General features: G+C 65.5%; 15 protein-coding genes and 1 pseudogene. 7 read left to right on the forward strand and 9 right to left on the reverse strand.

Annotated elements, in window-relative coordinates; genetic code table 11:
* Positions 1-284: 284 nt before the first annotated feature.
* Positions 285-761 (forward strand): hypothetical protein, encoded by a 477-nt coding sequence (locus ND450_RS20490; RefSeq protein ID WP_253327677.1) that lies wholly within the window; start codon positions 285-287, stop codon positions 759-761.
* Between the two features lie 342 nt (positions 762-1,103).
* Here the strand turns inward: ND450_RS20490 and ND450_RS20495 are convergent, their stop codons facing one another.
* Both ND450_RS20495 and ND450_RS20500 read right to left on the reverse strand, forming a co-directional pair.
* A complete protein-coding gene (locus tag ND450_RS20495) occupies positions 1,104-1,457 on the reverse strand; it encodes a hypothetical protein (RefSeq protein WP_253327678.1) in 354 nt (117 codons plus the stop codon).
* A complete protein-coding gene (locus ND450_RS20500; protein WP_253327679.1) occupies positions 1,454-1,939 on the reverse strand; it encodes a hypothetical protein in 486 nt (161 codons plus the stop codon). The genes ND450_RS20495 and ND450_RS20500 overlap by 4 nt, the downstream gene beginning before the upstream one ends.
* 889 nt (positions 1,940-2,828) lie before the next feature.
* Between ND450_RS20500 and ND450_RS20505 the strand changes: the two genes are divergently transcribed.
* On the forward strand, positions 2,829-4,934 hold the full coding sequence (locus ND450_RS20505; protein ID WP_253327680.1) for an EAL domain-containing protein: 2,106 nt from the start codon (positions 2,829-2,831) through the stop codon (positions 4,932-4,934).
* Between the two features lie 33 nt (positions 4,935-4,967).
* A complete protein-coding gene (locus ND450_RS20510; protein ID WP_253327681.1) occupies positions 4,968-5,210 on the forward strand; it encodes a hypothetical protein in 243 nt (80 codons plus the stop codon).
* On the opposite strand, the gene ND450_RS20515 is transcribed toward ND450_RS20510, so the two are convergent.
* On the reverse strand, positions 5,207-5,440 hold the full coding sequence (locus ND450_RS20515; protein WP_253327682.1) for an STAS domain-containing protein: 234 nt from the start codon (positions 5,438-5,440) through the stop codon (positions 5,207-5,209). The two genes, ND450_RS20510 and ND450_RS20515, sit on opposite strands and share 4 nt — an antisense overlap.
* A gap of 368 nt (positions 5,441-5,808) precedes the next feature.
* Between ND450_RS20515 and ND450_RS20520 the strand changes: the two genes are divergently transcribed.
* Positions 5,809-6,525: a hypothetical protein gene (locus tag ND450_RS20520; protein ID WP_253327683.1), complete on the forward strand. Its 717-nt coding sequence runs from the start codon at positions 5,809-5,811 to the stop codon at positions 6,523-6,525.
* Positions 6,526-6,861: 336 nt separating this feature from the next.
* On the opposite strand, the gene ND450_RS20525 is transcribed toward ND450_RS20520, so the two are convergent.
* Complete coding sequence (locus ND450_RS20525) at positions 6,862-8,421, reverse strand: hypothetical protein (protein ID WP_253327684.1); 1,560 nt, start codon at positions 8,419-8,421, stop codon at positions 6,862-6,864.
* 985 nt (positions 8,422-9,406) lie between these two features.
* On the opposite strand from ND450_RS20525, the gene ND450_RS20530 reads away from it, so the two are divergent.
* Together ND450_RS20530 and ND450_RS20535 are read left to right on the forward strand one after the other, a co-directional pair.
* The gene (locus tag ND450_RS20530; RefSeq protein WP_253327685.1) at positions 9,407-10,459 is read left to right on the forward strand and encodes a helix-turn-helix transcriptional regulator; all 1,053 of its coding nucleotides are present in this window, start codon (positions 9,407-9,409) and stop codon (positions 10,457-10,459) included.
* Positions 10,460-10,654: 195 nt separating this feature from the next.
* Positions 10,655-11,164: a hypothetical protein gene (locus ND450_RS20535; protein WP_253327686.1), complete on the forward strand. Its 510-nt coding sequence runs from the start codon at positions 10,655-10,657 to the stop codon at positions 11,162-11,164.
* Between the two features lie 110 nt (positions 11,165-11,274).
* Here the strand turns inward: ND450_RS20535 and ND450_RS20540 are convergent, their stop codons facing one another.
* Entirely contained in the window at positions 11,275-11,490 is a 216-nt protein-coding gene (locus ND450_RS20540; RefSeq protein ID WP_253327687.1) for a hypothetical protein, read from the reverse strand.
* A gap of 119 nt (positions 11,491-11,609) precedes the next feature.
* Between ND450_RS20540 and ND450_RS20545 the strand changes: the two are divergent.
* Positions 11,610-12,480, forward strand: a pseudogene (locus tag ND450_RS20545) (IS5 family transposase).
* Between the two features lie 164 nt (positions 12,481-12,644).
* On the opposite strand, the gene ND450_RS20550 reads toward ND450_RS20545, so the two are convergent.
* The 4 genes from ND450_RS20550 to ND450_RS20560 form a co-directional block, all read right to left on the reverse strand.
* Positions 12,645-13,841: a tyrosine-type recombinase/integrase gene (locus ND450_RS20550; protein ID WP_253327688.1), complete on the reverse strand. Its 1,197-nt coding sequence runs from the start codon at positions 13,839-13,841 to the stop codon at positions 12,645-12,647.
* A 68-nt stretch (positions 13,842-13,909) separates the two neighbouring features.
* Positions 13,910-14,281, reverse strand: coding sequence for a helix-turn-helix domain-containing protein (locus ND450_RS46080; protein WP_371927740.1), 372 nt, complete (start codon positions 14,279-14,281; stop codon positions 13,910-13,912).
* Positions 14,282-14,316: 35 nt separating this feature from the next.
* Entirely contained in the window at positions 14,317-15,120 is an 804-nt protein-coding gene (locus tag ND450_RS20555) for a hypothetical protein (RefSeq protein WP_253327689.1), read from the reverse strand.
* A gap of 230 nt (positions 15,121-15,350) precedes the next feature.
* Entirely contained in the window at positions 15,351-17,216 is a 1,866-nt protein-coding gene (locus ND450_RS20560) for a DNA cytosine methyltransferase (protein WP_253327690.1), read from the reverse strand.
* Positions 17,217-17,371: the final 155 nt, after the last annotated feature.

Genomic DNA, 17,371 nt, shown 5'->3' on the forward strand with positions numbered 1-17,371 from the left:
GGTCACCTGTGTCCCAGCGCCCCACCACATGCGGCGCCGGGGTATATCACCGGAAAACGACCCGATTCACAAACCTGCTAATACCCTGCAGCGCAGATCACTCCGGGCAGTCCGCCTTGCCTCCGCCCGCCAAGGCGAAATAAATGATTTACGCGCGCACCCAGGAATTGATCTTCGCTATAAAGTCTTTCTTGGCTTGTTCATCATTTCCGTAATTCGCTTTCTCTTCCGATTGGATTGTCATGACCCGAATTCGCAAGACCTCGCCCTCCTCCAGGAGCGCTGTGGCGATCCTGACAGCCGCAGCCGCGATGGCCGCAATGCCTGGTGTCGCCGCGGCAGCTGACGACCCCTGCGTCCGGACCGGCTGCTACTACACCGGCATCAACAAGGTCAGCGACGCGGAGATGGACCGCAACGCCACCCCGATCAAGACGCTGCCTGTCGGCGCGAACGTCAAGGGCATCATCAGGCTGACCACCAAGGTGACGTGGAAGCTCGAAGGCGGCTGGGAAGGCGCTTCTACCGAAGCGCTCAAGATCAAGGTCGGGGCCAGCTACCAGACCGAGGACGAGATCCAAGTCTCGTGCGAAGAGCAGGACAACAGGGCCGGCGTTCTCTACGTCTACCCCGCCGGCGCCAAGTGGACGTTCGACGTCCGCCAGCGCATCTTCGGCGGCGGCGCCACGAACGACCCGACAGTCCGAACCGGCGCCTACTGGGACTACAACTCCTTCGGATGCGAATTCCGGCCCCGCTAAAGCCGAAGCAGGACCGAAACGGAACGTGACTATCATCTGCAGCTATGCACACGATCAACCTCTCGGCACCCCCGGCCAGCCCGGTGGGAACGCGGACCTGACCCCGTTCTCACCGGGCTCACCATTTCATCCCTCATACGCAGAAAGTCCTGCCGTGGATATCCGACGTCCGTCAGCGCGCACCACTCAACAAGTCACCGAAAGGCCGCGAACAACTTCGATCACGCGACGTGCGTCTGTCTAGGGCCACTCGCGGGGCGACCAAGAGATCGCGGTATTTCCGATTGCGCCTAGCTACAAGGCGGGCGGTAGCGCGGTCGGGTTGCGCGTACAGACGTGATGTCAGGTCTGGTTCCGCAAAACGCGTACAGCGTGCGCCCGTTCCAACGCGGACATCAGCTGCTGCTTATCCTCGGCCAATCGCTGCACCCTCGCCAGGGCGAGTTCGAGTTGGCCGCCCGCGACCTGGAGCTCGGCACGCAGCCGCCGGTTTTGCTGCTGCAATTCGGTGTAGCCACCAGTCGCCGCGGCGGTCGCGGTGCCGGTGCGGTGGTGCTGAGCGAGTTCGCTGACCAGGTCAGGGAACCGGCGGCTGAAGGTAGTGTTGGCCAGTCCGAGCCGGGTGGCGGTCGCGAGCACGCTGAGCATGCCATTGCCCGATGCGGTACGAGCCCGCAGCGCCGGGTGCGTGGTCATCCGTCCACCTGCGGGTCAGCGACCACCAGAACACACACGGTGCCCTTGACCACGCCAGACTCGCGCAACGTCGCCGACGGGACCGACGGCACCGTCGTGCCGTCGGCCAGCTTCTCCAGCCGGTAGTTGCCCTCAGCCAGCTCACCCCTCCGAATGAAGAACCGCTCCGCCTTTCGCGCCAGCGTCTCCACCCTCTCATTCGGGTGGACCCGGAACCGGGCCTCGAACCCGGCCGGCGTACGCACCACGACCGTGTACGCCTTGTTACGACGACGCTCGCGCTCGTCCTCGTCAACGCCCTCATCGAGCTCGACGAGATCAACATCGACCACAGTGGTCTGTTCCTCGGCACCCATGGTGCACTCCCCCCGTGACCCGTGCTCGGGTCTCGTCAGGTAGTCGAGGTACACCTCCGGCTTGTAATCGCCTCGCCTCTCGCCGAGCAAACGACTGACGAACTGCCCCGACAGATGGTCGCCCATTCAGACCTGGGTGGGGACCGAGTGGCCCCACCCAGGTCGCCTGTCAATCCGGAGAAGAAAGCCCGATTCGACACTCAACCACTAGACTGCCGATATAAAGCGGCCTGTCAGCAGTGTTCCCATCCTTTGGTACTCCCGCCCGAGGTCCGGCCCTCCGCAGAAACGATCTCGCGTAGGGTGGTGCCCTCCCCGAGGTCCGGCCAGGGCGGCGGCACGTAACGAGATCACCAACCGGCAGGTGGGAATGCCGCCGCCACTGGCCTCCAAACAATGCCTCGTCACAGACACCCTGGCGGCCCAGCGCACCCAAAAGAAGCGCTGGGCCGCGATCTTCCACGACGTGAAGCATGCCACGAACCCGCAGCTCAAAGAGCTAATGGATTAGTTCACCACGTTGGTCCCGCCGATGAGCATTGGGAGCGCGAAAGAGGACGAACTCGCCCAGAGAGCACGGGTCCTACCGTGCCTCACCCATTGGAGTGACGACGCCTCCAACGAGGACCAAACGGCATACGGGCACCCGCATCCTGCTCTGAAACGCTGGAGAACCTGCTGACCACTGTCGCACTGGAGCGGCTCGCAGGACCGTGTCACATTTACGGTGGCCAACCGTGCACGCGGACTGCGACAGCCAAGGCCGCGACCGCACAGACCACCACACAAAACCGCAATGTGTGGTGCCACGTCGACAACACAACACGGATCGTGCGGCAAATCTCCCTGATGGCAGCGGGCATGATGGTCTTCTCCTCAAAAGGTCGGGACTCTGAAGGCCAGGTCCCCTGAGGAGGTTGCAGATCAGCGGTTCATCCCGCGTTTGTCCGCAGGGACAACTCAGGTCGTGGCGGACAACTCCAGGTTGTCCGCGGACAAGTCGTGGAGGAAACCAGTGGGACGGGGCAGGCCCTGGGGGCCGTTGAAGGGCACAGACTCCGCTCGGCACGAGCTGGCGCGCTATCTGCGCGGAATCGCTGTTCAGCAGAAACTGACGGTGAAGGAGATCGGGGTTCGCTGCGGTTGTAGCGACACAACCGTCTCGAAGCAGATAAACGGGGCGGAACTGCCTGACTGGCAGTTCGTTGTGCGGTTCGTCGAAGCCTGCACAAGTCAGCAGCAGTGGACCGACCGGAAGCACACCGCCAGGGGGTTGTGGGACGCTGCCCGAAGAAGCAACGCCCGGCCTCGTTCCGGTTCAGAGCTACCCGATGCGTATACACGGTTGCTTCAGGCTAAAGACGAGACGATCCAGGCCTACCGGCAACTCGCGGCTGTCAATGATGACCTGAATGACGCCCGGAAACAGCTGCTCGTATCCATTCAGGTAGAAAACCAGGCAGCACAGGTGATCACGGTGCTGCGCATTGTCCTGATGAGACTGTCCACCTTGATTACCAACCTCACTGCCGACCGCGACCGAAGCCGAAGGGAAGCCGCCGTTCATCGCGCGGAACTGCAGTCGGTGCAGCAACGACTGACCATCGCCGAGCAGGAGCGCGCCCGCGCTGACGCACAACTCGCGCAGGCAGAACAAGAGCGCGACCGCGCCGCCCGGCTCAGCGACGAAGCACAGACCAAGATCGTGCACCTCGAGAGCCGGCTGCGAAGCGTTCCGCTTCCTGATCATGACCTCACTGTCGATCTACGTGGCGTCGACACCCCCAGCCCGGACGACGTCCTCCGCGACACGACGGCCGGACTGGACCGGGTCCAGCAACTACTTGACGGGCAGGACCGCGACCTGACTGCCTTGGAATTCGCGGATATGGCCTCGGCGTTCTCGCGGGACCACGACCAGCTGACCGGGTTGAAGAACCGCTCCGCACTCGTTCGCCGCCTGGAGTGGTTACTTCGCAACGCACCTGAACGCAGTACGACGCTCTACCACTTCAGCGTCGATTCTCTTCCCACGATCGCTCGAGGTCTCGGTCAATCGGCACGTGACAGGATCCTGCAACACGTCGCGACCCGACTGAGACACGTCTTCTTCCAGGAGCACAGCCTGGTTTGCCGTCTGGACGGTGAAGAGTTCGTGGTGCTCGTCGAAGACGAGACAACCAGTTCGATCATCGTCTCAACAATCAGCAATGTTGCTGAAGAGTTGTCGGACCCCTTTTGGCTCGACGGCGGCGGCATCGCGGTGTCGATGTCGACGGGGGTGCTGCCACGTCTGCCGGAAAACACATCGCCTGAGTGTTTGCTTCGTGCTTCAGGCGCGACTCTGCACCGCGCCAGGTCCTCCGGCAGCGGTGAGTGGGCCATGTACGACCCGGCGGTCGATGACGTCGACCGCGGGGAGGCAGTCCTCGCCGCGTTCATGGCAGGCGCTTGGGAGGAAGGACAGATCACGGTCTTTCACCGGCCAGTGCACATGTTCGCCGGTGACACTAAAACTCTTGTCGAGTCGCGACTTCGCTGGAACCATCCGCTCCAAGGCGAGATCCACCACGACCGATGCGTCACCATCGCCAAGCGCTCCGGCTTGATGCGCCGGATCGGGCGGTGGGCTTTGTCTGTCTCCGTCGAGAAAGTAACGCAGGACAACAGAACACTGCTCGTCACGTTGACGGACGACATGGCCTGCGACCCTGATCTCGTGTCCTACGTCCTCCAACTACTAGATCGCAGCACGATGCCCGCAGGACGACTACTTCTCGACTTCCCTGTTCAGTCTTTGCTGGCAGCCGACGACAGCTTCGACAACGCACAGATCCTCTCCGACCGTGGGGTTCTGCTCGGTCTCCACGAATTCACCGCCTCGCCCGCCGAAATCCAGCTCACAGAGGAACTTCCCGTACGCATGGTGAGGATTGGGACACGCTCGACCACCCCATACGGCCGGACAGCCGAGGCGCTGACGAGTGCGCTGTCGTACGTACGACGCGCAGGGCGCCTAATTATCGCCGATCACGTCAGTACGTTCAAGGAAGCCGACATGTGGGGAAAGATCGGCGTCGATGGATTCGTCGGCGTCGGCCTCATAGAGACCGAGCCATGAGGCGAGTTGTCGCGCTGCAACAGACGCGCACCGATGCATACGGAGCACCGCGGATCGACGTGCTGTTCGACGCTCGACTCGAGCGCGAACGTCTCGCCGCTGCCCCGCTGGGATGATGCCAAGGCCAACGCGATCATCCATGACGCCGCGACCGAGGTGGTGGTGAACCTCAAACGCAAGACACATGAGCTTCAGCCCACCGATCTCGGCACCGAGCCGGCTATCGAGGAGCTTCTGAGCCGGATGGAGATCGGCGAACTGATCGACCGCTCCTAGTGCGCCCTAACCGAGAAACCGATCAGCAGGTGCAGCCCGGCTGAGCCGAGGAACGTCACCCCGGTCAGGTCCAGCACCACCGCCCGGTCGGCTCGCTGCGCCCACTGCGAGACCAGCGGCGCGAGCTCCTCGGTGATATCGGCGTCGATGTCACCGATCACGTGCACGACGTCCACGCCGTCGACGAGCTGGGCCTGCACCTTGCTCCGCCCGTTGTGCCCGATCCGCATCACGCCTCACCCGTCGCTGGCAGCAGGGAGGGCATACCGCCAGTCACGCCGTGTCGCCGCACGACACGACCAGCGGTCACCCATTCCCACGCTAATGCGCCCGAACACCGCCCGCCGAGTACTGCCGGCCGAGTACCGCAGGCGTGCTGACATTGACGCACCAGCACGCCGGGTGCAGGTCACGACGTTCGGCTTCGTGGACCGCTTGGGTTTCACCCGTTTGCCGGTCAACGTGGCGGCGTGCGGTCGCGTTGTCTCACAGAACGCTGCTCCGCGATCACCGACGGTATCTCGTCTCCGGGGGCCTGCGAGATCGGTGACTGGCAGCGTTTGTGTACGACCACAACCTGACTGAGGGCGGGAACCTGATGCAGTGGAGAACCATCAACGGCAACCGTGTGCCCATCAAGGGCGGCGGCGGCAAGGGTGGCGTGGTGGTGGCGGGCACGGTGCTCGCGCTCGGCCTCGCCGGCGGCGCTGGCGGCCTGGGCACCCTGGGTGGCGGATCTGGCTTGGTCTCCGAGGTCGGGGTCGGCGCGCAGAACGCCGCGCAGGGCCTCGGCTCGGGGTCGGGCTCGGGTGGATCGACGCAGCTGCGGGCGCGCAAAGCGGAAGGGCAGAAGTCCGCGCGGGGCGGCGACAGCACGGCGGCGTGGCAGCGCTTCGGGGTCAAGCAGCTCAAGCGCACCGCCCGTCAGCAGGCTGAATGCGTCGCGGTGTCGTTCGGGCAGATCCGCGAGTTCTTCACCCGCACCCGCTGCACCTCTCTGGAACGCGCCCTGTTCCTCATCGGCGACGGCGCGGGCAACACCGCGGTGCTCTCGGTCGCCTGGGTCGGCCTGGCCTCCGCACGCGACGCCGACAAGTTCGAGTCGGTGATGAAGGTCCACGGCAGCGGTGACATCCGCCCGCTCGGTTCCTCGCTGCTCGGCATCGCCGATATCCGGTTCACCGGTCTGAACTACGGCAGCGACCGCGACGGCAAGAACGTCACCATCGCCGAGACCGAACTCGTCTCCGGCCAGATCGATCGCGACACCCTCGACGCCATCGCCGAAGTCTCCGCCTACCTGCCCCGCATTTGAGCGCGAACACCCCTGCGTTCACACCGGGCATGATGACGTCGAACCAGGTCACGACTCCATCGTGCCCGTCACCGACTGCAGTACAAGATCGGCGATCCTGTGGTCGCTCTTGGAACCCGTCCAAGAGGCTATGGCCAGCAGCAGACCCGCTTCGACCGGCTCATCAGCGCGTGCTCATAATCATGGTGGGTCGCTCGACGTAGTCGCCGGCGGCTCCGCTTGCCACGCCTCAGCCACTAGCTGCGCTTTCACGCTGGTAGTGGCTGAGGCGTGGCACACAGGATCTTGCGGGGAAGGGGCGAATTGGCACCCAGTGTCAGGACGTGCCGCTGACCGCTACGCGGTTCCGGTCTCCAGTGCACGTAGCTCCTGGATCACCTGGTCGGCGGCGATGTGCGCGGCGTCGCTGGTAGCGCTGGCGAGCCTGATCACCACGGTCTCGGCGTCAAGCTTGTGCAGCTGGTCGCGTACCCGCTTGGCTGCGAGTTCGTCAGGCACGGGGTGGGGTGTGATGTTCTCGTCGGGGCGCCAGCTCATGTTCGTGGCGATCGCCGAGCCGTCGGCGGACGTGGCGTTCACAGCGGGTCTGAGGTCGGTGCCAGTGCCGGTGTCGGTGACGATCACGATGGGCTCGGGGTCGCTGACGATGTGCATCACGGTGGTCTCGGAGTTCTGGTCGCGTTCGGAGCGGCGCTCGCGGCACTCGGCGTGCGCTTCCTCGAGCACGCGCGGGATGAACCCGCGCAGGACTTCGTGTGCGTCCAGCAGCGGTGCGACGGCCTCGATCGAGGGCAGGGTGCAGTCGCGGATGAGCGCGGCGAGCTGGCCGGTGGAGTCGTCGATGAACGGCTCGATGCCGTCCTTGTAGCGGGCCAGCAGGAACGCACGCAGGTGCACGGTGACCCAGCGGGTGACCTTGCGCTGGGGGAACGTGCGTGGCGCGGTGAGGATCAGCGGCATGTCGGCCGCGGGGTCGACGTCGAGGTTGAGCAGCCGCAGGTGGGTGATCAGGTCGTCGTGGAGAACGTCGTGCGCGTCGAGCCAGGCAGCCAGGATGGCGACGAAGTTCGCGCTGCGGCTGCTGGCCTCCTCTACGGCGAGGATGCGCGTGGTGGTGCGTTCTCGCAGGCCGCTCAGGCTTTCCTGCAACGTTCCCAGGGTCTTCTGCAGCATATGGACCTGGTCGCCGGCCTCGGCGAGGCCGAGCTCGGTGTCGCTGGACTCGGCGTGCAAGGCCACCGCACGCAGCTGGTGCTCGACATCGCCGAGCTGCTGGGTGACGCGGTCGAGCTCGCGCTGCAGCAGACGGACTGCGGTGCGGTCATCCGGCGCGGTGTCGGGCGTCAGGGGCCGCTCACCGATCAGCGGCTTGCGGATGTAGCCGGCCGGGTGCTTGCCGGTGAGCTTCTTGTAGCGCGTGGCTAGGTGCTGCTCGATCTTGTGGGTCTCGGGTGTCGGGGGCCTGCACGACTCGATGACCCACTCGATGATCTCCCAGTCGGGCAGGCGTGTAGCTGATCCGCCCAGGCATCCGTAGAGGCGGTTCTTGAGCTTGCTGTGCTCGACCCGCGCCCAGGCGGGGCGGTTGTCCTGCCGTTCGGTCCATCGCTGGAACTGGCGCACGTTGGTGGCCTCGGGGTGCGTGCGCAGGATGTTGCCGATCGAGATGATGAAGTACTTCTCGTCGGCGCCGAGCTTGCAGTTATCGGAGAAGTCGGACAAGTTCCTCGGCAGCGACAGACCCCGCGTCTTCTCGCTGTCACACTCGCCCCGCTTGCTGCTCTTCTCGGCGTGCGTGCCGACGTCCTCGCCGGTGTCCTGCCCACCGGTTCCGGCCGTGTCGTTCTCGTTCTCGTCGTGCTCGTCCGCGTTGTCCGCGGTCGCGTCACCCACCATAGCTGTACCAGTGATCCTTAAGCTCCCCGACGAGCTGCTCCTGAGCCCCGCCGCGGTGATCACGCGAGCGTCTGTGCGGCAGCCGCTGCGGCGCGAGGCGGGGGTAACAGCATGCCTCATGGGTCTGACGGTCCGTGCACACCGGGACGACCGAGACCGTGAGAGCGCGACCACGACACGCTTACCCCAAACGGGTGACCAACACCACAGCAGAGAGTGCATCTGGCGTCCATCAGCACCCTCGGGGCGCGACCGCAGTGGCGCGCACATCGCAATGTTCCAGCCGCATCAAAGGCGGTGAGCTGCCTGTATTCGATTACAGGCAAAAAGAAGGACGTACGTACTGGAAGCAGAGTGCATTGGAGGCAAATGCGATAGCTACTCGAAAGGGTGAGGGTGGAGTCCAAGTTTGGCAGCCAGGACTCCACCCTCCTCTGTTCTCCCTGCGCCCGCCCTGAACCATGAGGACTCGCGACACGGGGGATTTTTCTGCGCCGCCAACATTCGGCGGTCAAGGGGACCTGACGCAACCCGATTCACCCGATTGAGTACGTCCTGAAACGTCCCAACCCTCTGACCTGCACAAACGGGCGATGTGCAGTTGTTCACGCTTGACCATCGACACACGCACGCGCGTCGGCGGGTCAACCGGATCCCCGCGAGAAACGACGACTAGTCGCCGCCGATTGGATTAATACCGGCGGGTAACTCTCCCGTTCGGTGATCTTGAAAGGAGTGGAGTACACCCCCGTGCGCGAAACTGTCGCGCGTCTGGGGGATACTGGTGGGCAACTCGAATGCGGTGGCTTGGCAGCCCTGCCGCACTCGGCCAGAACGGAACGCCCGTCCTGAACCACTCTCTTATCGAGGAGCTTCGCGCATGTTTTACACGATCTGGTGTGACACGCCTCACACCTGCGTAGGGGGTTTTCCTGCGTCGGCGCTGACGCGCCGCATCCCCGCGGGCCGGTGAGTGGTGGCCATCTTGCCCTCCTCCGCGCCGGCGTCCGACACCGGCCTGTCCGTGACCGGTCCGTCGAGCACGGACTCGTCCGGCTCGGGTCGCTCCGCCGACGTCCACGTGGGTACTGAGCGCGATCGGCGTCAGCTGGCACTGGCGCTACGCCGGGTCCGCGTCGCCGCAGGGCTCGACATCGAGTCCTTCGCCCGCAAAGCGGAGGTGCCGGCGGCGGCGGTGCGGGAGGCCGAAGCCGGTCCGGCTCTGCCTTCCCGTGCGGTGCTGCACGGCTACCTCGCATGTGCTGGGCAGGATGGCTCCCTGCGGGCCGAGCTCCGTCAAGCCTGGAACCGCGTCTACGAGCGCCACCAGCGCGACGCGCTCGCGCCGCGCACCACAGGTGTGGTCGCGACGCTGCCACGCCACCGGCGCCGGTCCTCCAACGCTTCCTCTGGCGTCGTGTCGGCGGGGTCGGTCTCGTCCGTGACGTCGACGCGGCGGCGCCGGAGGTGGCCGGACTCGGCGATGTGGCCGGACCCGGCCGAGATCACCACGCCCGAGCAGTGGTCGCAGCTGCTGGAGGCGATCAAGAACGGCGCGGCGATGTCCTACACCGAGATCGCCGAGTCCAGCCAGGAGCTGGGACATCCGCTGTCACGCAGCCGCGTGCACGCGCTGTGCACCAAACCCGCACTGCCAGCCAATCCGGACACCGTGCGGACGTTCATCCTGGTCTGCGGTGGCACCCCCGACGACGCCGACCGCTGGCACCTGGCCTGGCAGCGGCTTCGCATGGCCACCGACCATCGCCCCGACGGCGGCACCGAGCCCACCGGCTCCGCACCCGCCACCGGTCAGTCGACCGCCGACACCACCGAAGTCCGCGGCGACACGATGAGGGGCACCACGACAGGCACCGCGATGACAAGGGCCGACCGCCCATCGATGTCCGCGGCATGCGTCAAGGTCGCGTGGTCGGCACGGACCGTGCCGGTGCGCGCCATGGTGCCGATCAGCATGCTGCTGTTCTTCTTAGGCCTGCTCTCGGGCCTGTTCACCGGGGTGACACTCACCCACTAGACCAGGTAGCGCACCACCAGCAACAGCCCGCGGCTCCAACCGCGGGCTGTGGTGACACCTGTCCCCGCACATGGCTCAGGGGCCGCCTTGGCGACCCCTGAGCGGGAGACGACCACCTGTTGGCGCAGGTGAACGTCGGTACTCCCAGTCGTCCGATTTATCCGCCAAGGATGCATCTCAATCAGGGAGCACATTGTGAGACTACGTCGCCCGCAAAACGGCAGTTCACCGAACCGACGCCGTTTCGCTAAAACTAACGAATCCTTTGCACGAAAGCGCGAACGCCCGCCCAGTACGCCACGCTCCGTAGAGACGGCGACGCCGGAGAGCAACGACGACGTCGCCCAGGACAGCCAGCTGACCAGGACGCGGCGCACGCTGAAGTTCCTGTTCGGCACCTGGGGCGCCGTCTCGCGCGCCGTCGTGCTCGCTGTGATGCTCGCCTTCGTCGTGGACTACTTCAACCTCACGGTGGAGGTGCCCATGATCAACGTGACCATCTCCGGCGACGAGACCCACAAGGCCAAGGTCGCCGAACCGCCCACGCCGTACCCCCTGCCGCCCTACCCGCCGATGCCCTACCCCTTCCCCCAGTACCCGCTGCCGCCGTACCCGCCCCAGGTCCAGATGCCGGGCCAGGTTGAGGTGCCGCCGCAGGTTCGGGTGCCGGTCCAGGAACAGAGGCCGATCGCTCCGCCGGCCTGATCGTTCGGCACGCGTGACCGGAGGCCTATCCGTTTAGCGCGAGGCGACGTCACCTGCGGTGGGTGGCGTCGCCTTCTGTCGTGCTGATGTGGATGCGGCCATGCGTGGTGTCAGGACTGAGGTCGGTGAAACGTGCACTCGGCCAGCAGGGTGGTCACGCGGCAGTGGCCGGTCACCCAGGTGTGCACGGCCGGGTCGATGGCCTTGAGCACCACGTGGATCTGCTGCAAGTACTCGGTCAGGGGCTTGTTCCAGACGGGCTCGTGATGAGCGAGCCGGTTGCGAAACTCATGCAGGGACTTCACCGGACTCTCGATGATGTCCAACTACCGGCTCGCGACGTGGGGAAAGGCGTTGGCCAGGTCCGGCCACAGGCTGGTCTTGTACTTCTTGGCTAGAGCCTGTCCTGTAAGCGGCTGATCAGGCCGTCTGATATTTCTGTGCGGTGGTTGGTCGCGGTGAGTTGACGGATCGGGCGTGGGCTGCGATCGCGCCGTTGCTGCCGCCGGTGTCGGGTGGTGGGCGGCGGTGGCGGGATCACCGGCAGGTGATCAACGCGTTCCTGTGGAAGCTGCGGACCGCTGCGCCGTGGCGTGACCTGCCCGAACGGTACGGGCCGTGGAAGACCGCGCATGAACGACTGCGGTTGTGGACCAAAGATGGCACCTGGGCGCGCATCCTGGACGAGGTGATCGTCAAAGACGACTCCGTCGGCGATGTCGAGTGGGTCATCAGCGTGGACTCCAGCGTCGTGCGGGCCCATCAGCACGCAGCCGGAGCCCGCAAAAGGGGGCTGCGGCGCCGAAATCGAAGCCCTCGCGGTCGCAGGGGAAGGACTCGGCCGGTCCCGCGGCGGACTGAGCACCAAGATCCACCTCGCGGGTCGACGGACGCGGCCTGCCGATGCGCGTGCTGCTCACCGCCGGACAGGCAGGAGACAACCCGCAACTGCTGCCACTGCTCGACAGCATCCGCGTCCGGCGTAATGGTCCGGGACGTCCGCGATCACGACCGGACGTCGTGATCGCGCGGACAAGGCCTACTCGCATCCCTCGACCAGACAGGCGTTACGCCGGCGCGGGATCACCTTCGTCAGCCCTGAACGCACCGACCAGATCGCCTACCGCGCAGCCAAAGGCTCACACGGCGGACGGCCACCGGCGTTCGACACCGAGCTCTACAAGCAGCGCAACGTGGTCGAACGATGCTTCAACAGGCTCAAACAGTTCCAGGACCTCGCGACCCGCTACGCCAAGCGCGTCGCCTATTACCAGGCCGAACTCACCATCGCCGCCATCGTGCTCTGGCTTCGATGACTTACAGGACAGGCGCTAGACAAACAGGGCTGACCTGTCAGAAAGGCCTGATCGGAGGCAAACCCATCCACCATCGACGCGGTCAGCCGGGCTGGCTCGATCCGATCTCTGAGAGCTGCGGGTACGTCTCTCCGCGATTCAGCTCGTCATGCGATTCTCGGCCTCTAGGCCGCCGCCAGGGCGGGCATCGGTGCCGCGTCAGGGAAGTTGAGCCCGTTCGGGAACTGTGTGGCCAGCGAATCTTCCCACCGTCGCTGTAGGACGATGAGGATCTTGGCCTCCACTTCGGGGGCGACGTGATCGTAGATTTCTCGGATTTTGTCGTGGATCTGGTGGCCGAGGCGGCGGGCGCGGCCGACTTCGGGGATGTCGTCGCCGATGAGCCAGGTGTTGTGGCTGTGGCGTAGCCCGTGGAAGACCAGGTCGGGACAGATCGTCCGGGTGCGGACCCGTGGGTTGGCGACGCCGTAGTTTCCGTCGCAGGCGGGGCGCATGACGCGGCGGGAGAAGTTAGAGCGCCGGTGCAGTTCCAGGTCGCGGGTGACGAAGATGTGTGGGTGGTCGTGTTGGTCGAGCAGGTATCCCCATATGTCACAGAGGAACGGCGGCAGCGTGACGGTGCGAGCTGAGGACGCGGTCTTGGGCTGACCGAGAGACAACTTGCCGTCGACCTCGTGGAGCGCGCCGATTCGCGGGTCGATGACGAAGCAGCCGTCGTCGAGGTGGATGTTGTGGCGTTGCAGTCCGGTGAGTTCGCCCCACCGCGCGCCTGTGTAGGCGGCGCTGATGATCAGGATCGCGGCCCACTCCCCCATCAGCGAGGCTGCTTGGAGTGCGATGCGGAGAACTTGCAGTGGGGTCGCGTGAACGATGTCCGGTTTGAGTTGGTGGCGGCGGCGTCCACGGCGCCGGGCGTGGATGGGGCTCGTCGGGATGATGCCTTCGTCAGCGGCGTCTGCGAGCATCATCTTCAGAATCTTCATGATCGTCTTGACCGTGCTGTCAGACAGTCCGCCATTGCGGAGTCTGACCGCCCAGGTGTGCGCGTCGAGGTTGCTGATCGCGTTGAACGGCACCACTCCCCAGCGCGGTTCGATGTGGTTTCTGGTGAGACTTCGGTACTGTGCCAGCGTCGACTCAGCGACATCGATCGATCCGAACCACGGTTCGATCCAGCCACCGAAGGGCTGAGTGCTCGCGGTCGGGACGAAACCACGCACCGCCGCCTCGCGGTTCAGTCGATCGGCGACTTCCTGTGCCGCAGCCTCACTGGTGAAGCCTGAGACCGACGCGAGGGATCCGTCGTCCTTCTCATAGCGAACGCGCCACGAGTTTTTCCCTGATTTTTCCGGCCAGGCCATGAGACAAACCCTTTGCTGTGCAACGTGTCGGCGTGTTCGTTCATGGACGCATTGTGTGCACGAGGCGATCAAGCCGACACAGGAGGATCGCCGGATCGGGTTACGCATGACTCTTCTGACCGCTGTCGGCTTGTGGCCACGATCTCCTCGAGATCCTCACGCGTGAACCGGAGGTGTTTGCCCAAGTAGTGGCACGGGACTGCACGCGCCGCGGCACGGCGCCGCAACCATGACGGCCGCACTTGGAGAAGAGGTGCGGCTTGCTCTGGGGTGAAGAGCAGTTGGTCTGCGTTCTCCTCGATCTCCGTCGCCAGTGGTGATTCGCCGATACTGGATTCGTCCTCCCCTGGCGCAGGTTGGGTCTCCTGCGCAGACGGGGAAAGCCGGAGCCGTCCCGCCGCTCGTCGACGTGTCTGTCGATGCGGAGTTTGATCGTTCATGGGTCCTCCGAGTTGTGTGGTCCAATGAGGAATGGTTACGCGGCAAGCGATTCGCCGAACCTGCCGGACCGCGACAAGCAGTCGTCGGTGTCCTTGGTCTCGCTCACGCTGAGCGCCGCGAGTAGCCGGGTGTGCCAGGCCAGTGCAAAGCGCAGACAGTTGGACTCGCTTCGGTGGCTGGGGGTGCAACCGGGAAGGTGACGTCCCCGCAGGCTCCAGGATGCTGAGTCGCTGGAAGCGATGGCTTCGGCGTATCGGGACAGTCCGAGTGTCTTCGCGCCGAAGGCATGGAGTCGGTAGCCGCGTGCTGCCAACGACCGCACGATGCGTTCGACCTCGGTCGTGTGCTGGCGCCGGCATACGCTTCCCACTCCTACGAGCGGGAGCGCGGCGAGATCGATGCCGCGTTCTTCGTACATGTCAGCGCATCGGTGGTAGTCGGTGATCGACTGTCCTTGAAGGACGGGAATGAACGGCAACTCCGGGGCGAGGTCGCGCAGCCGGAAGTGGTCGACGACGGTGAGGTGCTGGTGTGTACGCAGACTCAGGCCGGTTCGGTCGAGTACATGGGCTTCGGTCATGCGGTCACGGGGTGCGGCCCAGTCGAGGTTGCCGATTTCGGTGGCGTAGCGACGTACGGCTTTCACGTAGGTTGCGGCATCGGTGCGCCACCGCCCGTGCAGCGACAGTTCCGTGAAGCCGCCGGAATCCAGCGCCCACGAGGTGCTCGCTCGTGGAAGTGAGCGGCGGCAGGCCAGGCGCCGGTGACTGACCAGGAAGGGCACGTCGAGATCGCGCGCCAACCAGGACGGCTGATGGGTTCCCAGGTAGAACTTCATGAGCGCGGTCGAACTCGACCGCCTCCGCCCAGCCGTCCGGGTTGTGGTCACGCACCCATCGCCAGCCCGCGGTGCCGTGGAAAGGGCATCCGACGCAGGCGCTCTTGACCGTGTCTCCGAAGCCCCGCTCTGCCAGGTATTCCACGCATCGCGCTCGATCGAAGCCGAGTTCGATCAGTGGGAACACGTTGCGCAGGAAACGAAGCCCCGAGTCCTTGGCGCGCGTGAACTCATCCGTGCTGATGCCGATCGCCTGCTCGGCGTACACCCCAAGCGGCACACGTCGCGGGTGCGGATATCCGAGCAACTCTCGTGCGGCCTTCTTCAGCGGAGTGATCTTGTACTCCGACGTGCACTGCCGGCGTGCGAGTCCTTTGCTGCCGTCCGGGTTGCGGGTGTGCAGGGGCATGGACACGAAACGGTGCCGGGGATCGAGTGCGTCGGTGCGGATGTTGCCAGCTGAGACCTGGTGGACCGGGATGCCGTGCTTCCTGGCGTGCGCGGTGAGCCGTTCGAGGTGCGCGTACACGGCGCGTGGTTCCCAGCCGGTGTCGGCAAACAGAGCGGCGTCGAAGGACGGAATCTCGCCTTCGCACGCCAGGAGCAGGACCACTGTGCTCTGAACACCGGCGCCAAGGGAGAGCAACTTTAAGGCAGGTGAAGTGTGGCTCGCCGTCGGGTGTGTGGTGGTCATGCCGCGGCCACCTCCTGCTCGGTCCGGGTTGGTCGTGGGCTTCGGCGCTGACGCCGAGGAGCTCGGCTAGCTCGTTCAGAAGCAGGCACACCGCGTGGGCTGCTTGCTGGGGCACTACGCCGTTGCCCAGCGCCCTTAGTTGGGCGGTGCGGGGTATTGGAAGGTCGGTGACCCAGCCCTGCGGCAGGCCCATGAGGTGCTCGACGAAGGCAGGCGCAAGGACGGGTCGGCCGTGTCTTCCTGGCTGGATCGGGTGAGGTGTCGGACGGTCCAGCACCGCTTCCCAGCGGCGGATCGCCGCCTCGTAGACACCCCAGTTCATCAGGGCTGGCTCGTTGCGGGTCGCCGAGCTCGATTCGCCGCCGAGGTCGGCGACCGCTACGAGATGTCGTCGTTCACGCGATCGTGCTGGTGGCGCGCTGCCACCTCGAGCAGGCGGATGACTGCCGAGGGCAGCATCAAGTCGCCTTTCGAGCCGCGTTGGGCCGGGCAGCCCTTCGTGCCGTCCGTCGCCCGGGGTATCGGGAGGTACACGCCGGGTTCCGCCACAGCAGTTCCTGGAGTGCATTGACTCGGCAGCGACTGCGCCGCGTCCGGCAGCGACAGGCCACCGGATTGGTTGCTGTGCGTGCAGTTCCTCGCGTCCGAGGCCGTCGGTGTCGGCAGTAGCCGAAGCCGATCCAGCAGTGACGGCCCGCCCTGCCTGCTGGCGGCGCTGATGCCGTTCGATGATCCGTCGTGCGCGGTGGGCGTCGGCAACATTTCCGCCCGCGCGATCGGCCCTGGACTCACGCAACCAGGCGAGCAGGAACACTCGTTCGCGGCGGTGTGCGGCGCCGACGTCGGCGGCGCGGACGCTACGCCAGAGCGCGTCATACCCTGCTTCGGCCAGGTCGCCGAGTACACGGTGCAGGCCTCCGCGCGCCCAGCGAAGCGCGGCGACGTTCTCCACGACGACGAGCGGTGGTCGTAGTACGCGAATGCCCGCCATGCAGTCGGTCCAGATGCCACTGTGCTTGCCCTTCTCGATGCCGGCACGACGGCCTGCGGCGGAGATGTCCTTGCAGGGAAGGCCGAGCACCGCGATGTCCACCGGTTCGATGGCGTGCCAGTCCACGCGCCGGACGTCGCCGAGATTGGGAACGCCCGGCATGCGCGCCGCGAGGATCTGTGCGACGTGTGGATCGGGGTCGACGCACCACGCGACGTGGCCTGCGCCGAGCGCGGCGAGCACTCCGAGGTCCAGGCCTCCATAGCCCGTGCACAACGACCCCACGACAGGTTCGGCATCGTGAACGGGGAGGGCCCGCTGGCGCGGTCCCGGCGTCGCCACCGGGACCGCATCAGCAGTGAGCGAGCGAGTCTGCCGCCCGTGACGTGAACGCTGCGGACGGCGTGTCATGCCGCCTGGCCTCGTTCACACGCGGCTGCCGTGGATCGCGTCGAGCGGTGCTGCTCGGGTGCGTCCTGCGTTGCGGTGCCGACCGCTGTGTTGCCCGCGGATGCATGCAATCCGACATCACCTGAGTTCGATCGAGACCTCGGCGGCCACTGGCT

This window comes from Lentzea sp. HUAS12, from assembly GCF_024125735.1.
GTDB classification, from domain to species: domain Bacteria; phylum Actinomycetota; class Actinomycetes; order Mycobacteriales; family Pseudonocardiaceae; genus Lentzea; species Lentzea albida.